This window comes from Lactobacillus sp. HBUAS51381 (assembly GCF_012641095.1).
Classification (GTDB): Bacteria; Bacillota; Bacilli; order Lactobacillales; family Lactobacillaceae; genus Levilactobacillus.
In genome coordinates, this window is record NZ_JAAVSC010000039.1 from 1 (window position 1) to 19,620 (window position 19,620).

Genomic DNA, 19,620 nt, shown 5'->3' on the forward strand with positions numbered 1-19,620 from the left:
CGCTTAAAGCATGGAAGAGATGGCCCGCCCTCAAAAACCGAGGACGGGCCATCTCTTTTTAATTTACAATTCAATACGGTCAGTTACTCGGTGCTTACATTGGTGTTTGCAAACGCCAGCTAATGAAATACGGTCAAACCCCGATTTTGGAGGTTGACCGTATTTTCAATTTGTCAGTATTTAGTTGGCCACATTCATTAATGCTTTGGGACACCACAAAAACCATCGCAAGCACACTTGCGGTCCGAAATCATGGGGCAGTGGCAGACACCATCGGCACTGGCACAGCCACAACCGGGGGCACAGGTCATGTCGGCGTGGCAGAATGGATTGTCTTCTGCCGTCTTGTTCGTTTGCGTCTTTTCAGCCATTAATTTTCACCTCACCTTCAGCAGCTCTCTAAGCCATCAGTACTAATGACGCTAAAATTGTCGTCCAGTTTCTGAGTCAACCGGGCTTGTTCTGGCGGTGTTAATTGCGGGCGTTCGCTTCCAGCAACGGGGTGCGTTAAGACCTGTTGGTACAACGCAGCCTTGGCTGTCGCTGCATCGGCGGCCTTCACCGCCGCGGCAACATCCAGTCCCGCCGCGGTATCCACGTAGGCCGCCTGGTGATTGACGAGAAAGCCAGTCGCGAAATAATCCTGCTGGTTAACCAGAAAGTATTCAGTCATGGTAAGCCTCCTTGGGATCAATGAATCATCGTACATCTTGAGTATACTACAGCGCTTGGTCACTTTCCCTTAAAAATTTAAGCGGCCGCGGTCATCGGTGAGTCGCCGATTCCTAGATATATTTTGTGCAAAGCAAAAATGACTAGCTAAGTCATACAACCCGACTAGTCATTTTTAATGTGTGCTAGAGATTTTATTGAAAAACCGTTTAGTGGATAATGGTTCCTAGCCAGGCAATTGAAATTGAAGTCACTTGCTTAAAGATTATGTCGTTGCCACTAAGTAAATTGAATAGATGATCAGCCGCTGGAATTATGGTGAATTGTGACAATGAATTGGTAGATTCTTCGATGATTTTTTTCGCCGTAATTGATGGGACAATGGTATCTTGGCCACCTGCAATAGCATAAACAGGCGCTTGACTTTTTCTGAAATTTTTTGCAACGTTAGTCTGTTGGACGTCTGTCATCCACCTGTGACCAATAGTCATAGGCGGTCGAAACCCAAGATCTAGGTCGTATGTGCTTTGTTGATAGGCTTTCGCTGGAATCAATCCAGACATATCCAGTGCTCCTGACCACAGAAGGACAGCGCAGTACTTAGTCTTCCCCGCAGCCAACATAGCAATCGTGCCTCCCTGACTCCAGCCCATGATACCAATCTGGCTGGTGAGGATAAGTGGAGACTGATGGAGAAATGCAGTGACGTCAAGCGTATCGTTAACGGCACTGGTAAAGCTATAATGTTCATAAGGAACTTGACTCTCACCATTTCCGATAAAGTCAAATCGCAATGAGGCAAAACCTGCCTCCGCTAGTTTGGTAGCCATCAGGACATAGCCTTGTCCAGCTTCATCCTTATTTGTTCCGGTACCGTGGCACATAACAATTGCAGGAAAACGTCTAGATGCTGCTGGGAGTGTTAGGACTGCTGGGATGTGATAGTTTCCATGTGAGCTGGGGATGCTTAGATGTCTTGTGATCATAATTAATGCTCCTTTGGTTTAATCCAGGTAAAGACATGGTCGTAATTTTCTGGAGTCATAAATAGGACAGAACCGTGAATAGCACTTGGAATGATCTCGCATTGTACACGATGATCTTGAGTAATTTGTTGGGCTTTGAATGCAAATGTTGTGGATTGTTGCATTGGAATAATTTCATCGCCGCTACCATGTTGAAGAAGCATGGGAGGAATTGTGTTGGTTAGATAATTAATAGGGCTAGCCAGAATTCCTTTTAAACTATCATGGGCTAATGATTCACCAATAAATTGAGAATCAAGGCTATTTGCAGTGTTGTGGAAAGGAAAATCCGAGCTTTCGGTTAAGGGTGTTGCCGGAACATAAGTTTTATCATGATCACTGGTACGTGATGGTAGGAATTTTTGAATGATTTGGTTGCTAGCCAGCTGTGTATCTATCTGAGGAAAATCGGTAATGGGATACCATGCCACTACTTTTTTGACCCAATGTGGTCGTAATAGGCCAGCCATCAGAGCAAGGTAACCACCAGCACTTCCACCCCAAACGATGAGATTAGTGACGTCGAGTTGAAACTCAGTGGCATGTGCTAAAACGAAGGCAATCGCTGACTGGATATCTTGCGTTGTTTCCATGTAGTGTGCTTTTGGTAACATGCGATAGTTGAGACTGACGGCCGCGTAGCCGCGATGCAAAGCTTCAATAACAACCGGGCTACTTTCAGATTCACGCTTGTCTAGACTAATGAATCCCCCGCCGTGAATGAAGACAATGGTCGGATAAGTCTTTGCGGTCTGTTTAGGTAGCCAGATATCCAATTTTTGGGCGGGATCAGTGCCATAGGCGAGATCAAAGTAACCGGGGTGACTCGTGTCAAGATGAAGTGAACCTGCTGCCCACATACGTTTAGTCATTATTCATTACCTCCAAATAAAGTCTTACGTGTTCCTAATGTCAATCCCAGCGTTAGCATAATCCAAATGATAAAAAGTAGTAACAGATTACTAAATGAGACGGACTTGGTTGACAGAAATGGGAAAATGCTAGGAGTGTGTAACCATTTTGCAGCAAGTAGAGTCCCTGTAATAGCGGTTCCTAGAGACATTGAAGTACTGAATACGAGACCGTAAATACCACTCCCGACGCCCACTTTGTCTTCGGGAAGAGCTGAGAACATTAGTGCCTGAACTTGAGGAGCGAACAGCGCCATGCCGCCACTGAAAATGCTGGAAGATATGACGAGAATCCAGACACCAGATTCTAGGAACGCAGCCCCTAATAGCAGACCGATCAGGATTAGGGCGAGTGAGATCAATACAGTGTGTTCCAGTCCCCAAAGTTTTGCAACGTTACTGGCAAAAGTGGCAACTAAGATTGCGATAATATAGCTTGGGATCAAGATCTCAGACACCTGAAGCGGTTGTGTATGGTAGATGGCTGCGCAGAGAAAAGAGAACATGAAGGGATAGGCAACCAGAAGACTGTTAACTAAACCGCCTAAGATGATGGCCAGAGTGTATCGTTTGTTTTTGAAAAAGTCGAGACTGACGAAGGCATTTGCGTGATGACTGATATGCAGATATAGGCCGATTAAAACCACAATTGCCAATAGCAAGACTAACCAAGAATGCTGATTGAAGAATAATGATAGCAGGAAAGTGAAGATTGTAAGTAAAGAGATTCCGAAAATATCAAGTTTTTGGCTGGATAGTTTAGAATCTTTGGGTAAGTATTTCAGGACAAAGTAGATGGTAACGACAGAAATAAGAGGGAAAATAAACAGATAACGCCAGCCAATCCAACTGGTTAGAAAGCCACCTAAGAGAACCCCCAGGAGTTGGGCAGCATTAATACAGGCTGAGTAGTAGCCAAAATAGCGATCGGAGGCTTCTTTGCTAAGGTAGCGAACGGCGGTGACTAGCAGTAGTGCGTTGGCACTTTGACCGCCCAAAGTGGCGAGTGCACTGGCAATGATGACGAGAAGTAAATTATGGCTAAAGAAGAAACCGAGTAGTAAGCCACCAGTCATCAGCGCCAGTCCAACGCTCATCAGCTGACGGATGCTGATATAATCGGCTAAAGTGGCATAAACAATACCGGCAACCCCCATTGAAAGCGTAATAACAACAGTTTGCCAACTCATGGTGGCGGCATCAACTCTGAAATAATGAGCTAATAATGCGGGAATAATACTGAAAGCGTTGAGGAGAGATGACGCACTGACCATCACGAGCATCATCCAGGGAAGAACACGGGTAACCTTTTTTTCGACATTCATTTCATTCGCCCTTTTCTGTATAGACATATTATTTTGTATAGATGTAATATAATCTATTATGAGAGCGCTGTCAACAACAAAAAAAGATCTGCACTTGGCAGATCTTTTAGAGATGTGATAGGGACTAGTTTGCCGTTAGATTAAGGGTCATATTGACCTCTTCAATTGGAACGTAGTACTTGGTGAAGAGAAGAAGCTGATCTTGCTGATCAAAGAGTGATTCAAATGTGATTAAATAAGTGTTTGATAGGCTAGAGAGACTTTTTTGTTGAACACTTTCGGTGCCCACCCCAATCTTGAAAGTGAGTTGACGCCGACGAATCAATTGGTAGATATCTTTAGAGATGAAAGCCTGCATTTGTTCTTGATCTTCTAAGTCTAGCTTGAACTTTTCAGCGGAATCAATCAGCATAATACCGTAGGAATAAGCTACGCGTGCCCCTTTCGATTGGTAGACGCAATCAAAGTGAACACCTGCCGGGCTATCCCGACCGAAGAGTTGGCGTGTATAAGCATTTGAGTAAGACAGGCCCATCGTAAAATCGACGGCAGTGATTGTTTCTTGACAGATAGACCGGATGGGATTTTCGGCATTCTCGATACCGACTGTGGCTGGTTGAACGGTATCATTCACCACTGTCCCCGAACCCTTGCGCGTCACTATTCTTCCATCTTCGCGAAGAAGCGATAGTGCTTGACGAAGTGTCATCCGGCTGACACTGAATTGATTGGCTAAGACATCCTCTGAGGGTAGCGCAGTACCGGGCTGAAATTCGCCGGAATCAATCGCTGCAAGTAAGTCGTTATAAATCGAGACATATTTGGGTAGTTGTTCTTTTTTATTTGGCATGAGGTAGCTCCTCGAAAAAAATATTAACTATTAGTATGTACAGCATACCGCGATAGTGAAATGCTGTCTAGTTTGTTGGTGCTTATTTGGAAATGTCATTAAAAAGTATGACAATGATACAGAAAAATTAATGTGTGCTAAATAGCAGCAAACAATTATTCGAGAATCAGTAGGCAACGAGAAATTTAAAAATCAGTTGTATAATTCAACAGTTATCGGAGGAAATCCTATTAAGGATGGAAAAGATCCATGTGGACAGCTGATAATGACGCCTTAAAAATTTCGTATTCATTAGGTACTCTTCAGTCTTCTGTATAAAGTAGGGTCATTAAAACGACTGCTCCCTGAGGTGTATCTGAGAACAGTCGTTTTTTAAGAAAAATTGGCATTATTAAATAACAGTTAGCCACAACTCACAAGAACCAATCCCGCAAGTGGTTCGCCACGGTTTGTTGGAATTTGTCGAACCGGGTGGGATTAGCCGTGTTGATCTCGTCATACAGACTGGCGTTGATCTTGGTTAGAATGGCGGTGAACTGGTCGAGTTCCGCATCGGTCAGTCCCTTTAAGAAGTCGGGGACCTGCGCCGTCTCGTTGGCCACCGTTTGCCGCCCCAGGTCGGTTAACCGAATGATCGTTTTGCGGCGGTCTGCGGTGGACTTTTCCTTCGTCACCAGTTGCTTTTTGACCAGCTTGTTCACGAATTCCGCGGTCGACTGGACCGTCAGATTCAACCGCGTCGCCAGTTCCTTTTGCGACAGCCCATCTATTTGGGACAGGGCCAGTAAGATCTTCCCTTGGCCCTGAAAAACCAACTGGCGATCGGGCCCGCCGCGATGATCGCGGTGAATCAGTTCATCAGCGGTGTGGCGCACCATGCCAAATTCGATAAGTTTGCCAGCCGCTTTTCGTTGTTTGTTTAAATTAGGCATGCTAACCAACCTCCTGAGCCCATTATACCCGACAACGAGCCCAGTGCCAGTCACGATTTTGGCAAAAGTCTTGACAAATTAATCAGGGGACCTTATTATAATTTTAGTCAGGTAACCTGATTAAATTAAGCATACCACGAAGAGGGAATTAACATGCCAGAATCACAAGCAATTGAAGTCTCACATTTAACGAAAAAATTCGGTCAACAGACGGTCGTCAATGACCTGTCATTCACGGTTCATCGTGGAGAGGTCTTTGGCTTGCTCGGGCCCAATGGTGCCGGGAAGACCACGACCTTACGGATGTTGACCACGTTACTCAAGGCCAACGCGGGGCAGGTCAAGATCTTCGGCCACGATACGGTCAAAGAAGGCCGATTGGCGCGGTCGTTGTTTGGGGTGACGGGTCAGTACGCCTCCATTGACGAAGACATTTCGGCGCGGGAGAACCTCATGATTTTTTCGCGGCTGAACGGGCTGTCCCGGGCGACTTCTAAGCAACGGACGGCGGAGCTATTGAAAGAGTTCTCGTTGGAACACTCGGCGGATCAGGCGCTCAAGAACTTTTCCGGGGGGATGCGTCGACGGTTGGATCTGGCGGTGAGCTTAATCACGCGGCCGGCGCTGGTCTTCCTGGACGAACCGACGACTGGATTGGATCCACGAACGCGAAACCAGATGTGGGCCACCATTCGCCAGCTGGTCCAGCAAGGCTCGACCATTGTGTTGACCACGCAGTATCTGGAAGAGGCCGATCAATTGGCCGACCGGGTGGCGGTGATCGACCATGGCCGGTTGGTCACGATGGGCACGCCGGCTGAACTCAAACAACAAGTTGGCGGGACGGACCTAACGTTTACGGTGCGCCGAGCCCAGCAGGTGACCCAGGCCGTCAAGCTATTGGCCACGCACGTCACCGGTAAGATTCACACCGCGGGCCAGCAGCTTAGCCTACGTTTATCGCAAATCAATCAATTAGCCCAGATCTTGGACGCTTTAGCCCACGCAGGCATTGAAGTTAGCCAATTGTCCGTTCACGAACCATCCCTAGACGATGTCTTCATGAAGTCCACAGTTGGTCTGAATTAGAAAGGCGGCAAATAATATGGATATTCAAACGCATCAAGGCACCTTGCTCACGAATACGGCGACAATGGCTTATCGAAACTTATTGAAAACGGTCCACAATCCCGATCGCTTTATGGATGTGATCGTCCAACCGGTCATGTTCATGCTGTTATTTGGCTACTTGTTCGGTGGGGCTATTGCCGGTGGCGTACACGCCTATCTACCGACGATTGTGCCGGGAATCTTGATTCAAACGATGTTGTCGGCGGCTTCCGGTTCGGGATCACAGATCAGAGAGGACTTGGACTCCGGGGTCTTTGACCGTTTCAAGTCGCTACCGATGGCCCACATTGCGCCGTTGGCCGGGCAACTGTTTGCCGATAGCCTTCGCTTGTTACTGGCGGCCGTGACATCCTTGGCCACGGGCTACGTCATGGGTTGGCGGCCGGTTGCTGGCTTCGGTTGGGTCGTGGTCAGCGGTCTGTTGGCCATCTTCATGGGCTGGGCCTTGTCCTGGCTCTTCGTTCTGCTGGGCTTGTTGGCTAAACGAGCAGCCACAGTTCAGAGTTTCTCAATGATTATGATGATGGTCTTATCGTTTGTCTCCAACGCCTTCGTTCCCCTCAGTTCCTTATCAAAGCCACTGCGGTTCATTGCGGACTTGAATCCAGTCACCTACGTCATCACGGCGATTCGCCAGATCCTGGCGACGGGCAGTTGGACGCCGGAAGCCCTGTGGGTGCTGGTCATTGGGATGGCGGTTGTCGTCATCTTCGCGCCCATCGCGGTCTGGATGTACGACCGTAACTAGGGCTGACCTGGGTTAGACGATAATCAAAAGAATAAAACCGAGGCGGTTGCTCACGATTCTTCGTGGGTGGCCGCTTTTTGTCCAGCCGCTAGCTGCCGCGAGTATTTTTGATTTACAAATGGGAGTAAATGACTAATAATCAGAATTAGTTAGCTTAACTAAGGGGTGTCGAGATGGGATTAGTCATATCAACGGCGGTATTGGTCGTTGCGGCAATGGTCAGCATTGTCATTAATCGGCGGTGGTTACCGCGGTTGTCCGTAAACTACGTGAGCATGCTGCTAGGGGCGGTGCTCGCATTGGTGCCGGTCTTAAATGACCTGGTGGAAAAATTTAATTCGGAAATCTTTATCGGGTTAATTGTGGCGCCACTGCTTTACTTTGAGGGACAGAGCACCCGGCTGAATCTCGTTGGCCGCCACGTGAAGGAGATCATCAGCCTGACGGTGGGGATGGTGCTCCTGTGTGCCGTTGCGGCCGGCCTGAGCAGTCATTTCATCACGGGCGTGGGGCTCCCGCTCGCCTTTATTTTGGCGGCGATCAGTACGCCAACCGACGCCACGGCGACCGAGTCGGTGACCATGGGGCGTGTTTTGCCCCGGCGTGAACAGATTAGCCTCAAATTGGAGTCGTTGTTCAACGATGCTTCCGGCATCATCCTCCTGAATATGGCGATCCTGTGGTACGTCAACGGCTACATTAACTATTCGCAAACGCTGTGGGACTTCGTCTATTCGGCGGGCGGTGGCGTTGTCTTTGGTGGGGTAATTAGTGCTCTGATTGTCTACTTACGTCAGCTGATGTTGCGTTCCCGAGTGAATTTTATCAACAATACGTATAACAACGGGACACCGCTGAAAGTGGTCTTCTTGATGACGCCGTTCGTCCTGTACTTTGGTGCCGAGGCGGTCGGGGTCTCCGGGATTATCGCGGTAGTCGTCGCGGGACTGGTCCACAATGCGGAGAGTGAACGGAGTGCTCTGGCGAATCCCCAACTGTCGAGCGATACGTATCAGCTGACCGGGCTCTTGGAGGACCTCTTAAACAGCATCGTCTTTCTGGTGTTGGGCATCGTACTGACGCGGACCACCTTCGACCAATCGGTGACCGCGCAAAATTCTTGGCAGTGGGTCACGTTGGGCGTGGTCCTGTATCTGGCCAACCTGCTACTGCGGTACGTTTACGTCCGGCTGATTCATCGCGTTCCCAATCGCGAGGCGTGGATCTTTGCGCTGGGCGGCATTCACGGTGCGGTGACGTTTGCCTTAGCCTTTACGGTGGCGGAGACGCAGGTGAAGACGGCCGACTTTAACCTGGTCTTGATGTCGGAGAGCCTGCTGATTATCTTGAGCCTACTGGTGCCGACGATTCTCTTCCGGTGGTTACTGCCGCGGGTTCGCGTAGATGGGGACTTCGCTGCGCAGATGGCAACCGTGCGTGAGCAAATGATCGAGGTGGGCGTCCAAACACTCTGGGCACTTCCCATTTCCCACGAGTTTAAGGCGGCCGTGACCTTTGATTTGAAATCGCAGAATGGGCATACCACGCTACGACAGTTCGTCAAAGAGTGGCGGCGAATGGTGCAGCACGCCGAGTACACGCCCGACCAGATGCGGGAATTAACGGCCGTGTACCGGCAAGTCTTTCAAACGGAGCGGGCGTTTTTGACGCAACAGTTTGAAGCGGAGCACCAGATTAGCGAAGACTTGTTTAATAGCCTTTACCGTGAAATTACCATGGCCGAGATGGTGATTTTGGAATATGGGGTTGGGAAATAGGGGATGAAGAATGGTCGTCGATGTCCGCTAAAGTTTATACGATATTTAATAATACTGGACCTCAAAGCAAAGCGAAGAATAACTGATCAGGATGAAACTGAATAAATGTCAAACCGTGAGCAACTTAGTCTAAATAGCTAGATTAAGCTGTTTTTTTGTTATCTAAAGTTCAACTTGGACGAATTATTAGTGACGCTATTCAAATAAAATTCATAATGGAAAATGTTACAAAGATCATAATATGTGCTATGATGTGGATGTGATGAAGCACCGAAATGGTTTTTGGGGAGGACGATTACGCATGACTGAAGAAAAACTTCGCTTCAAGTTGTATAAGTCTAAGACAAAATGGGTGGTAGCTGGGATTGCCATGGTCTCGCTGCTGGCGGTTTCGGAGACGGCACAGGCCGACCAAACGCCACAGAATGGCGTCCCGCATGAAACAACGAGTACTAGTACTGGACAGTCCGGGAGTTCTGCGGGCCAGACGGTTACTTTAAAGCAAACAACGCCAACAACTGAGACACCACAATCACCTAAATCGAGTGAGCCTACCGTGGCCCCGGCCGATAAGCCGGCGAACTCGGTGACGCCGGCCACGCCGACGCACGGTCCGGTCGCTGATTCAGATGCGACCACGCCTAAACAGCCCGTACGACCAGTAACACCGGCCACGCCTTCAGTGCCACAACGGACGTCAGTTAAGCCAGCGGCGTCGACCCCGGTTCGCACCCAGTCGACGGTTCAACGGTCAGCCGTATCAGGGGCGACGAGCGTTCGGGCATCTCAGCCGATTGTGGCGCCTAAGCGGCTAGCTGTGCAACCGCGCGCCGCACAGTTACGCACGGCGGTTAGCCCGATCGTGGCCACAACGCCGGCGGCCGTGGCCAACGATCAGCTGGTTTATGATAATGCGCCCATCGACGAGTGGATGCCCAATACGTGGTTACAGGCAATCTTACTCAAGACGCTTCAAGGTAACGGGGGAACGTGGAACAATAACTTTGTTGATCCCAACTATGCGGTGGAACCGGGCGCTAAGACCTGGTCCTCGGTTGCCGACATTACCAAGAGCGATCTATTATTGTTGAAATCATTTTCGATTCAAACCAGAAACTCAACCTATATTGATGGCAAAACATCGTATTCCATTGAGGGACTTCAGTACGCGACCAACTTGCAAAGCTTGGATCTACTGAATGTACTCGATCGCACGAATAATAATCAGCTCGCGGGGTATTGGCACGGGGACATTACCGATTTGTCGCCTATTAAGAACTTGACGAATCTGACCTTTCTACAGTTCTCGAACAACCGGGTCAGCGATATTAGTGCATTGGCCAATATGAAGAAGTTGACCTACATCTCGGCGGTGAACAATGAAATTAGCGATTTTTCCATGTTAGATGCCACCCAATTCGGTCAGGGTGGGCTCAACATTGGTGGTCAGGATATCTGGCGGTCACCGGTCTACTTAAAGACAGGTCAGGATACAATTCTGGTCTCTAACTTGGGCTTGAAGCTCCCACAGAATTACAATGCGGTGGTTGGTCATTACGGGGAGCCAGCCTGGTCGGCCATTGATGTTGACTACTGGAGTTGGTATACCATGAATCCCTCAGTGATTAACGTTTATCGACGGGGTGCTAACGGAACGGCGGTCGGCGATACTCAAGTTCAATTTAAAGTGGTCAAGCCTCAGGTGACACCTGGCCCTCTGACCAGCTCGGCGGCCGGTTCGGGGATTGGTATTCATCGCCAGCCGTATACGTATTATCTCGTTGCGGGGTATTATGACGCGACGGGCAGTCGGATTACGACGTACTACATTCCTTACGTGACGAATGCCCAGGCGGCTGCACCGGTGACGGTTCATTACACGAGCCAAACGGGAGCGACGATTGCCCCGGACACGGTCTTAAACGATGGGGCAGTCGGTCAGACCTATACCGCCACGCCGCAGACCATCACGGGCTATACGTTGGATCAGAGTAAGCTACCAGTCAACGCCACCGGTACGTTTAGCACGACCGCGGTTGATGTAACCTACGTTTATGATCAGAACGATGGTGCCCCCGTCACGGTGACTTATGTGGATGAGGCTGGTGCGACGGTGGCCAAGCAACAGGTCTTGACTGGTAAATACGGCGAGGCCTACATCACGCAGGCACAGTCAGTCACGGGCTATACACTACAAAAGGTACAGGGGCCGGCCACGGGGACCTTTACGGATCAAGCCCAACAGGTGGTTTACATCTATACAAAGACGCCGATTGTGACGCCGCCAGCGACAACGCAAACCACGGTGACGGTACACTATCAGACGGCTGATGGGACAAAAGTGGCTCCAGACGTTGTACTGACGGGAAACGTGGGCGATGTCTATACCACGGTACCGGCGACCGTGACGGGTTACCGGCTAGTCACAACGCCAGCCAATGCTCAGGGAACCTTTGGAACGAGTGATTCGACAGTCACCTATCTTTATGAAAAAGTGACGAGCGGCGGAGATGGTGATCGGGTGACGCCAGAAAAGCTGGTTAAACCGACTAAGCCAACATCACCGACTAAACCGGTTACGAAGCCGATGCGACCGGAACAGGGCCAGCAACCGGCCCGAGTATCGGCTGGTGCCAGAGTCAACCGGTCCAACACACGATCAGCGTTCAAACAGGTCTCAATCCAGCGGTCCGCGGTGCCCGCAAAGTCCGCAGAAATGACGACGTTGCCCCAGACTCATGAACGGACAACCTCGAGTTGGTGGGGCTGGCTACTGCTCGGCTCACTGACTATTGGTGGCTGGTTGGGATTGAAACGAAAGCGAGAATGAGAGTGAGTGTCACGTGGCGGCTGGTTCTCTCAGTCATACCGAATAGTCGGCGTAGACGTGTAATGTTTAGCCGGCGAGGAATTCTAAACCGGGAAATGGGCTTGCTGCGACTGAATATTCCCAAATAACTTGAATAATTGACTAAGCGACCGTTGACCTTCTTCGAGGACAATGGTCGTTTTGCTTGATGTGGGGTGAAACGTTGGGGAAAATTCACCTTACCAAATTGACCGCAAGTTTCTGGCGGTTGGTGTCGATTCCCGGTAGTGAGGTATGTCGGTGAGGGTGGTGCGTTCGTCATATAAAGGCGTGAAAATTGTCCTTTAAATTCTTTGCTAAAAAGTTAGTCAACCCCCTGTTGGGTATGGCGTTTGGCCCATTTTAAATAGGTTGAAAAGTTACAGGAAAAAAACAAATTTTGTGCTATACTAAAATATGTATAAGAGTTAATTAATTGTCGATTTAACAGTTTGATGATAGTCAAGATTGACAAATCAAGGTAATTTGTCACACAAGTCGGGGTCGGGGCGATATTAGTTTACATATAGAAGGGAGATTGAGAGCAACTCAGCGACCAAAGTTACCCTCAAGTGTATACATGATGAAGATCAAATCTGGATTATTAACTTCTGCAGTTGTGTTGGGAATGGCTTTACCGTTGGCGTTGCCGGTTGTGGCGAATGCGGCGGATACTGCTCCAGCGGACACTGCTACAAAGTCGGCTAGTGTGGATGTCACAGCTGGTAGTTTGCAGATTACCAAGACTGGTGGGACAAATGATGATGAATACCAAATGGCACCTTCATTTCAGTTCACTGCAAATATTGGCGATACAGCAGGTAAAAAATCTGGAAACCAAACAATTGATACATCTAACAAAGCAACAACGGATGGCTATACAGGAACTAATCTAGGAGTTGATGATGAAACAGGTTCCGGTGATGGGTGGCAGGTAACAGCAGCATTAGGTGAATTTAAAAACACAGATGCTTCTGGTAAGACTTTAGGGGCAACGTTAACGATGCCTGCGACAACGGTTGGTTCAGCGACGCCGACAAACAAAGAATTAACGGCTGGTGGTGCTGGCCAAGTTGTATTTCAAGCTGATACCGGCAATACAGGAATGGGTAAATCAACGGCTGATCTTTCTGGCACCAGTCTGGCATTACCAACGAATGCTTATGCTGGGACTTATGTTGCTTCTCTGAAGTATACGTTAACCTCAGGCCCTGCCGCCTAATCGCCTAATCCCAAAGTCTATCCACTAGCAACGAGGGGAGGCTAGATGATGGCAACGCAAAAATCAGTTGGCGTGACGATTGGCGAGGAATCCAGCCAGAGCTCGAGTCAGAGCTCGAGTCAGAGCTCCAGCCAAAGTTCCAGTGGGTCGGCTAGTCACGAGTCTGGTCAGCAACCGGGTAACCAGCCGGCGACACAGCCTAGCCATGCCTCTAGCCACCGTACCAGTCACCCGTCGACGCCATCGATGCCCACACAGATTCCCAATCAGGCGTTACTGGTCTCCGGCACCAAGTTGCCGCGTAGGCCCCTGTTTAACTCCGTTTCAACCGGTTCGCCAGTCAGTGATCGACGCGCGACAATCGTTCGCCCACGACCGATTCCGGCTAAACGGACGCAATCGACGTTGGCCGTTGCGTGGGGGCGTTTGCCGCAGACAGGTGAAGTTGCGGTAGGGTCTTCGGTGCTGCTAGGGGTCATCTTACTGATAGCCCTAGGCTTACGGGCCTATCACGTCTTACGTCAATCACGAAAAAATCAATAAGCATTCGAATCGCTAGCGGTGATGTCATCGGGCATCCCGTTAGACGCCATGAACAATGGTGAATGGTTCACTCTAAAATACCAACAGGCCAGGTGAAACTTTACCCGGCCTGTCGTATTTTGGGGCTACATATTCATTAAGGGAGAAGTATTTGATGATGAAACTGCAAAGTAAATGGGTTTATTCGCTAATCCTCGTGTTGTTCACCGTACTGGGAATGGGTTTGGGGAACCCGTCCACCGATGCGCATGCCGCCGGAAATGGGACACCAGCGAGCTTCACGGTCGCACCAGAATTACCTTCTGACAATGCCAAACAGGTCGACTATTTTGATTTCAAGGTCACCCCGGGGCAGAAGCGGGTTCTGGTGTTATCGGTCACCAACAATGCCAAGACAACCACGACGTTTGACATCACGCCGCGGATTGCGTCGACCAATACCAATGGGATCCTGGACTACGGCACGAATAATACCAATGCAAAATTGCCGGCTCAGATCAAGCAGATTGTCTCGCCGGCCACAACGAAATCAGTCAAGGTGCTGGGCAAGCATACGGTCAAGGTACCGTTCAAATTCACGGCGCCCGCTAAGCGGTTTACCGGCGTCATGCTGGGTGGCTTTACGATTGCGGAGCACGGCGCAAACCAGCGGTCACAGACGAAGAGTAAGGCGACCGGGGTTGTGGCGCACGTCCAATACGTCATTGGCTTGGAATTCTACAACGCGGTCAAACGCAGTGTCTCGGCACCAATCGTCAAGATTTACCAAGCGCATTATGGTTTAGCCCAGGCTCGGCCAACGTTGAGCCTAGGGATGGCGAATCAGACGCCGGGATTGGTCGGTCAAGGCAAGCTACACGCCACGTTGAAGGATGACCGGCAGAAGGTAGTCAAGCACTTCACCAAGGAACAGATGACCTTTGCGCCTCAAAGCAAGTTTAAATTGAATATGGATTTGGAAAACAAGCAACTGGCCGCGGGTCACTACACCTTAGCCGGGACGATAACATCTAAGGGCGGTTACTCCTGGCATTTTCAACGGAACCTGACCGTCACCAACGCTCAGGCCGCGAATGTCAAAAAGCATGCGGCCAACTTTGGCCCACAGAAGACCTGGAAAGATTATCTGATGTACGCCATCGTCATCTTGGCCGTGTTGGTCTTGTTGTACGAATTTTACAAATGGCTCAAAAAACGCTTGGGGAAGAATCAAGATAAAGCGTAATTAAGCATCACGGAGTCGAGGAGGTGCGCCTTGCCAAATAAGTCGAAAAAAATGATGAGATTAGTTAATTTACTGCTGATGCTGACGATTTTAGTGGCAGTCCCGCTTCAATCGGTCAGTGGGGTCGCTTTTGCGGCGAGCACCACGAGTAGCTCGAGCTCGACGACTAGTGATGAGTCGATTGATGATTGGATGCCGGATAAGACACTGCAGGGTGTCGTTCTGGATGCGCTTAAAGATAGTGGGTGTTCTGTGAATACCGGCACTAGAAGCGATTTGACTTTATCAGAGATTACGCCAGCAATGTTGGCTGATCTTAGGTATCTCAATACTGGAGCTGGAAAGACAACGCACATTACCGGGATTACCGACTTGACGGGATTACAGTATGCGACAGGTCTTCAGCAATTTAATTTTAGTGGATCCATGATTGAGAAAGCACCAGGGGATGATACATCAAGAAGCTGGTCGGTTCTTGCTAATGCCAACTACAGCAATTTGGGGTTCATAGATGTGAATTCTAAAGATATTGATCTGACAGGGTTGGCAAACCTTGATAGAAGTAAAGTAGGTATCTCTAATATTGGGTTGTCGGATGCTGATTACAGCGGAATAACGCCAGGGCCTCAGGTTACTAAGTTAATTGAGGGCCAAAATATTACTTACAATCCAGTTTTTTCCAAAAGGGAAGCCTATATTCCATTGTCGAATTGGTATCCAGGCTTTATGAATTCTGATGGGACTTTTACTTATCATACATTGACGACTGGCTTAGCGAGTGCGGCCTATCCAGGCAAGATTGCGGGAGTCGAATATGACAGTGATGCCAATCGTTTAAAAATTGATTTTGATAACCTTGAGAACCAAACGTTAAATATATCGGACTTTGATATTAAAGATGTGGTAACTAGTGCCTTGGCTCCAAGTGGGACCGCTACGTATTATAGTGGCCAAAACAGTTTGGATGCAACAATTCCAGAGCCGACACAGAAAGCACAAACAGTTCAGGTGAGCCAGTCTGGTAAAACTGGAAGCATCGACACAACAGGCCTCAACCTGGGTACAACAGACGCTTCTGGTGTCCAGATTCAGGTACCCACTGACTATGAGGATTCGAATGACACCAGTAATAGCAAGTACCTGACGGCTGATGATATTAGCTTTGATACGTCTGACCTAGCGAGTGGTAAGATTAATTTCACATTGACGGCTTCGGGCCTTAAAAAGCTTAGTGCCAATGATCTGACGTCGGATGTTATGATCACTGTTGATGGGAAGGTCATTGATCTTACGTTAACAGTAACGGCAGCGCCAGAAGATTGGATGCCAGACCCGGAGCTTCGGGAGCAAGTTCAGAAGGTTATTTCGTCTAGACCTATTGGTGACGGAACCTTAACGAAGGCGAACTTAGCGCAGATAGGTACGCTAGATTTAACGGGGGTTAGCAATTTAACGGGATTGGAATATGCTAGTGGTTTATATAATCTTAACATTTCCAATAGTGACTTGTATGACGGTGGGCTGAGTAAGGGACCCAATAGTCAGGTTTTATCTAAGCTAACTGGTTTAGGAAAAATTGAAATTGATAAATCAGATTTAGGCGGTTCGTTAGCTGATTGGGGGCTAAAGGATGAGCCTAAGTTAAACTCTATTATTGCAGACAATGATAATCTGACAAATCCAGGAACTACGGATTATTCGGCGGACTCAAATTTGCTTACTCTAAAACTTACAAATAATCCGTTGGCCGGAGATATTAATCAGTTGGTGTTGGATAATAATCAATGGACGAAGTTAACTACGTTGAGTCTCAATGATGATCAGTTAACTGGAGACTTACCTAAACTCGCCAATAACTCATTGTTGGAGAACCTTTATCTGAAGAATAACCAATTAACCGGAACAATACCCGATAGTTATGGGGATTTGCCTGACTTGATTGACTTTCAGCTGGACCATAATCAACTGTCTGGCACGTTGCCAGCAGCATTGGGACAGGCGAAGAACCTATCAGCGATTTATCTCAATAATAATCATCTTTCTGGAACTATTCCGACTAATTGGTCCGACTTACAGAGCCTAACAACACTGGACCTTGCCGAAAATCAATTGGGCGGAACTTTGGATGATATTGATTCATTTACCAATTTATCGACAATTTATTTGAACAACAATGAATTCATAGGGGAACTGCCAGCCAAGTGGTTTACATCAAAGTTAACCTACTTTGAAGCGAGTCAGAATTACTTTAGTGGTTCCTTACCAGACCTAAGTAAAGCAACTAACCTGACAACGTTAAGTGTTCACGATAATAAATTGACGGGTGACTTGCCTGATTTAAGCAACCTACCAAATTTAACGCTGGACTATGGAAAAAACCAGATTACTAGTGGCTGGACAGCCGCCGGTGCAAGTGGAAACTACCAAGCGTTTTCAATTGAAAAACCCAACTGGCAGACCTCTAGTGATGGAAAAACGATGACATTAGACTTGAGTCAATATTATCATGGTGAGCAGGGACAAACTGGTTATCAGTATCTTGGGTGGAACTTGCCTAGTGGGGAGACTGGCATTGCATTAGACCAGAGTGATTCAAAGCATCCGTTGCTTAAGATTGATAAGGCGACTACTAACGCGGGGAGTAAGCTTGAATTGAACTTGTATGATCAAGCCGGCAGTCAAGCCGTCTTAAATAGCAATATGAACTATGAAGCGGATATCACGATTCCAGTTGATGTGGGTAAAACGTACGGCATTACGACCAACGCTGTTGATTTTGGTTCACATCCAGTTGGCACGGGAATCGTAAAAGCTAGTGATTTCAATTTAGCAGTTAATTCGACTCGTGCAAGCGGTGATTCCTATCAATTAACCGCACAAACGGCAGGATTGACGGCTAGTGGGCATGATGTTCCACTCTATTACGGTAATGGGCAACACCAGACACTACTCACTGATGCGGCGCAATCCATTTATGATTATCAGCCAACCTCTGATTCAGATACGACGGTTGTGGGTAATAGTCAGGACTCAACGAAAGGAAATTTGCAAACGGACATTCCCTCAACTGCCTATGCCGGTCAATATTCTGGTAATATTACCTACACATTAGCCAGTGCTCCAGCCAGCGATTCGACTACAACGAGTCAATCTAGTGATGTCAGTCAAATTACCGCTGCAACGCTGAACCAGATGACGCCAACCATTGCCGCAGCAACGTTGCCGGTAGAAGAAGAGGCCATGCGGGCCAAGTTACAGACCAACATGACTAACTTTGTTGGGAATGAGTTGGCGGATAATTCTGGTGTGCTTTATTCTGGCTACCTAGCCTCACAAGGAAAGGGTGATAATCCCTATCAAGAGCTTTCAGAGACCAACGGTTTGTGGCTACTGGCCTTGGCTGAATCAGGTGACGAGACCAGCTTTGACACTAGTTTTAACGCCACGGTTAAACGATTCTACGATGATAATACGCAAACGTTTAACTGGCAGGTTTCGGGAGTCAATCATGATTCATCAGCAACGAGAAATGCTTCGGTCGATGACTTGCGAATTATTCAGGCCTTATTGGTCATGAATGCCAAGCATCCTAGCAACGACCGAACACTTTGGATTAATAAATTGATTGATGGCTTCACGAAGCATGATTTAAATGCTTATTATCAAATGATTGATAGCTATAGTACGGCTAGTGGGCAAGAAAAGAAAATCCGGCTGGACTACTTGGATCTTGCCACGTTAAAGGCGATCTATGAGGCTAAGAGGTTGGGAACAACCACTGGAACGTCTGGTGGAACGGCTTATCAGCAACAGTTGAAATTGATTAAGGACAGTTATATTAGCGACAAGTTACCGATGTTTGCGACCTACTATGATTACAGCACGGGTAATTATCAATTTCATGGTGATACGGCTGACGATCAGCTCAACATCACGGATGGTTTGCTAACGATGCTGAATCTTGCCAAAGTTGGCGAGTTGCCACAGACCTCGTTGAATTGGCTTCTGCAGCACACGACCACTGACGAGAAGATCTACAATAATTACAACTTGGCTGATGGCACTGCAGCTGACGGAGATGATGCGCCTTCTAACTATGCTTACGTCGCACAGATTGCGGTGGCGTTAAGCAGCGATCCATCGCTGCACAGTCAGGCCGTAACGCTGTATAGTCAAGCCTTAGCCAAGCTCAATGAGAAAACGACCACTGATCCAACACATCCAGAGCTCGATGGTTCTGCCCAAGCCAACGGCGAATCTTACGCCTTCAACGACCTAAACATGTTGTTGGCCTACAATTCCGTTGCGTTTGGGACGACCTCCACGGGTGAATAGCTTGGACGAGTAAAACAGAATTTAAACGACCGCATCGCCAGCGTCATTGGAGATGCGGTCGTGTTTTTTTGGGCC

The 19,620-nt window shown here is 48.3% G+C and carries 14 protein-coding genes; 8 read left to right on the forward strand and 6 right to left on the reverse strand.

All coding sequences use genetic code 11. The features are described 5' to 3' along the window. Window positions 1-388 precede the first annotated feature (388 nt). The 6 genes from HEQ50_RS11020 to HEQ50_RS11045 all read right to left on the reverse strand — a co-directional run bounded on the left by HEQ50_RS11020 (window position 389) and on the right by HEQ50_RS11045 (window position 5,715). On the reverse strand, window positions 389-673 hold the full coding sequence (locus HEQ50_RS11020; RefSeq protein WP_168900569.1) for a hypothetical protein: 285 nt from the start codon (window positions 671-673) through the stop codon (window positions 389-391). Between the two features lie 208 nt (window positions 674-881). Further along, window positions 882-1,658: a S9 family peptidase gene (locus HEQ50_RS11025; RefSeq protein ID WP_168900570.1), complete on the reverse strand. Its 777-nt coding sequence runs from the start codon at window positions 1,656-1,658 to the stop codon at window positions 882-884. 2 nt (window positions 1,659-1,660) lie between these two features. Continuing rightward, window positions 1,661-2,569: an alpha/beta hydrolase gene (locus tag HEQ50_RS11030; protein ID WP_168900571.1), complete on the reverse strand. Its 909-nt coding sequence runs from the start codon at window positions 2,567-2,569 to the stop codon at window positions 1,661-1,663. Beyond that, window positions 2,569-3,933 (reverse strand): MFS transporter, encoded by a 1,365-nt coding sequence (locus tag HEQ50_RS11035; protein WP_168900572.1) that lies wholly within the window; start codon window positions 3,931-3,933, stop codon window positions 2,569-2,571. The genes HEQ50_RS11030 and HEQ50_RS11035 overlap by 1 nt, the downstream gene beginning before the upstream one ends. A 124-nt stretch (window positions 3,934-4,057) precedes the next feature. After that, on the reverse strand, window positions 4,058-4,783 hold the full coding sequence (locus tag HEQ50_RS11040; protein WP_168900573.1) for a GntR family transcriptional regulator: 726 nt from the start codon (window positions 4,781-4,783) through the stop codon (window positions 4,058-4,060). 413 nt (window positions 4,784-5,196) lie between these two features. Further along, on the reverse strand, window positions 5,197-5,715 hold the full coding sequence (locus tag HEQ50_RS11045; protein ID WP_168900574.1) for a MarR family winged helix-turn-helix transcriptional regulator: 519 nt from the start codon (window positions 5,713-5,715) through the stop codon (window positions 5,197-5,199). A 153-nt stretch (window positions 5,716-5,868) separates the two neighbouring features. On the opposite strand from HEQ50_RS11045, the gene HEQ50_RS11050 reads away from it, so the two are divergent. The 8 genes from HEQ50_RS11050 (at window position 5,869) to HEQ50_RS11085 (ending at window position 19,545) form a co-directional block, all read left to right on the forward strand. Next, window positions 5,869-6,804, forward strand: coding sequence for an ATP-binding cassette domain-containing protein (locus HEQ50_RS11050; RefSeq protein ID WP_168900575.1), 936 nt, complete (start codon window positions 5,869-5,871; stop codon window positions 6,802-6,804). A gap of 16 nt (window positions 6,805-6,820) precedes the next feature. Then, the gene (locus tag HEQ50_RS11055) at window positions 6,821-7,594 is read left to right on the forward strand and encodes an ABC transporter permease (RefSeq protein WP_168900576.1); all 774 of its coding nucleotides are present in this window, start codon (window positions 6,821-6,823) and stop codon (window positions 7,592-7,594) included. Between the two features lie 173 nt (window positions 7,595-7,767). Beyond that, window positions 7,768-9,372 (forward strand): sodium:proton antiporter, encoded by a 1,605-nt coding sequence (locus HEQ50_RS11060; RefSeq protein ID WP_168900577.1) that lies wholly within the window; start codon window positions 7,768-7,770, stop codon window positions 9,370-9,372. A 301-nt stretch (window positions 9,373-9,673) separates the two neighbouring features. Beyond that, entirely contained in the window at window positions 9,674-12,202 is a 2,529-nt protein-coding gene (locus tag HEQ50_RS11065; RefSeq protein WP_168900578.1) for a MucBP domain-containing protein, read from the forward strand. 598 nt (window positions 12,203-12,800) lie between these two features. After that, a complete protein-coding gene (locus HEQ50_RS11070; RefSeq protein WP_168900579.1) occupies window positions 12,801-13,442 on the forward strand; it encodes a WxL domain-containing protein in 642 nt (213 codons plus the stop codon). A 48-nt stretch (window positions 13,443-13,490) separates the two neighbouring features. Continuing rightward, window positions 13,491-13,985 carry an LPXTG cell wall anchor domain-containing protein gene (locus tag HEQ50_RS11075; protein WP_168900580.1) on the forward strand — a complete coding sequence of 165 codons (495 nt, stop codon included), beginning with the start codon at window positions 13,491-13,493 and terminating at the stop codon, window positions 13,983-13,985. 154 nt (window positions 13,986-14,139) lie between these two features. Continuing rightward, window positions 14,140-15,210, forward strand: coding sequence for a DUF916 domain-containing protein (locus HEQ50_RS11080; RefSeq protein ID WP_168900581.1), 1,071 nt, complete (start codon window positions 14,140-14,142; stop codon window positions 15,208-15,210). A 51-nt stretch (window positions 15,211-15,261) separates the two neighbouring features. After that, entirely contained in the window at window positions 15,262-19,545 is a 4,284-nt protein-coding gene (locus HEQ50_RS11085) for a hypothetical protein (RefSeq protein WP_168900582.1), read from the forward strand. Window positions 19,546-19,620 lie beyond the last annotated feature (75 nt).

What these genes read in the sequence shown, in the direction of transcription:
- HEQ50_RS11020 (WP_168900569.1), bottom strand. Translation starts at nt 673, where the DNA reads ATGACTGAATACTTTCTGGTTAACCAGCAGGATTATTTCGCGACTGGC.
- HEQ50_RS11025 (WP_168900570.1), bottom strand. Translation starts at nt 1,658, where the DNA reads ATGATCACAAGACATCTAAGCATCCCCAGCTCACATGGAAACTATCAC.
- HEQ50_RS11030 (WP_168900571.1), bottom strand. Translation starts at nt 2,569, where the DNA reads ATGACTAAACGTATGTGGGCAGCAGGTTCACTTCATCTTGACACGAGT.
- HEQ50_RS11035 (WP_168900572.1), bottom strand. Translation starts at nt 3,933, where the DNA reads ATGAATGTCGAAAAAAAGGTTACCCGTGTTCTTCCCTGGATGATGCTC.
- HEQ50_RS11040 (WP_168900573.1), bottom strand. Translation starts at nt 4,783, where the DNA reads ATGCCAAATAAAAAAGAACAACTACCCAAATATGTCTCGATTTATAAC.
- HEQ50_RS11045 (WP_168900574.1), bottom strand. Translation starts at nt 5,715, where the DNA reads ATGCCTAATTTAAACAAACAACGAAAAGCGGCTGGCAAACTTATCGAA.
- HEQ50_RS11050 (WP_168900575.1), top strand. Translation starts at nt 5,869, where the DNA reads ATGCCAGAATCACAAGCAATTGAAGTCTCACATTTAACGAAAAAATTC.
- HEQ50_RS11055 (WP_168900576.1), top strand. Translation starts at nt 6,821, where the DNA reads ATGGATATTCAAACGCATCAAGGCACCTTGCTCACGAATACGGCGACA.
- HEQ50_RS11060 (WP_168900577.1), top strand. Translation starts at nt 7,768, where the DNA reads ATGGGATTAGTCATATCAACGGCGGTATTGGTCGTTGCGGCAATGGTC.
- HEQ50_RS11065 (WP_168900578.1), top strand. Translation starts at nt 9,674, where the DNA reads ATGACTGAAGAAAAACTTCGCTTCAAGTTGTATAAGTCTAAGACAAAA.
- HEQ50_RS11070 (WP_168900579.1), top strand. Translation starts at nt 12,801, where the DNA reads ATGATGAAGATCAAATCTGGATTATTAACTTCTGCAGTTGTGTTGGGA.
- HEQ50_RS11075 (WP_168900580.1), top strand. Translation starts at nt 13,491, where the DNA reads ATGGCAACGCAAAAATCAGTTGGCGTGACGATTGGCGAGGAATCCAGC.
- HEQ50_RS11080 (WP_168900581.1), top strand. Translation starts at nt 14,140, where the DNA reads ATGATGAAACTGCAAAGTAAATGGGTTTATTCGCTAATCCTCGTGTTG.
- HEQ50_RS11085 (WP_168900582.1), top strand. Translation starts at nt 15,262, where the DNA reads ATGATGAGATTAGTTAATTTACTGCTGATGCTGACGATTTTAGTGGCA.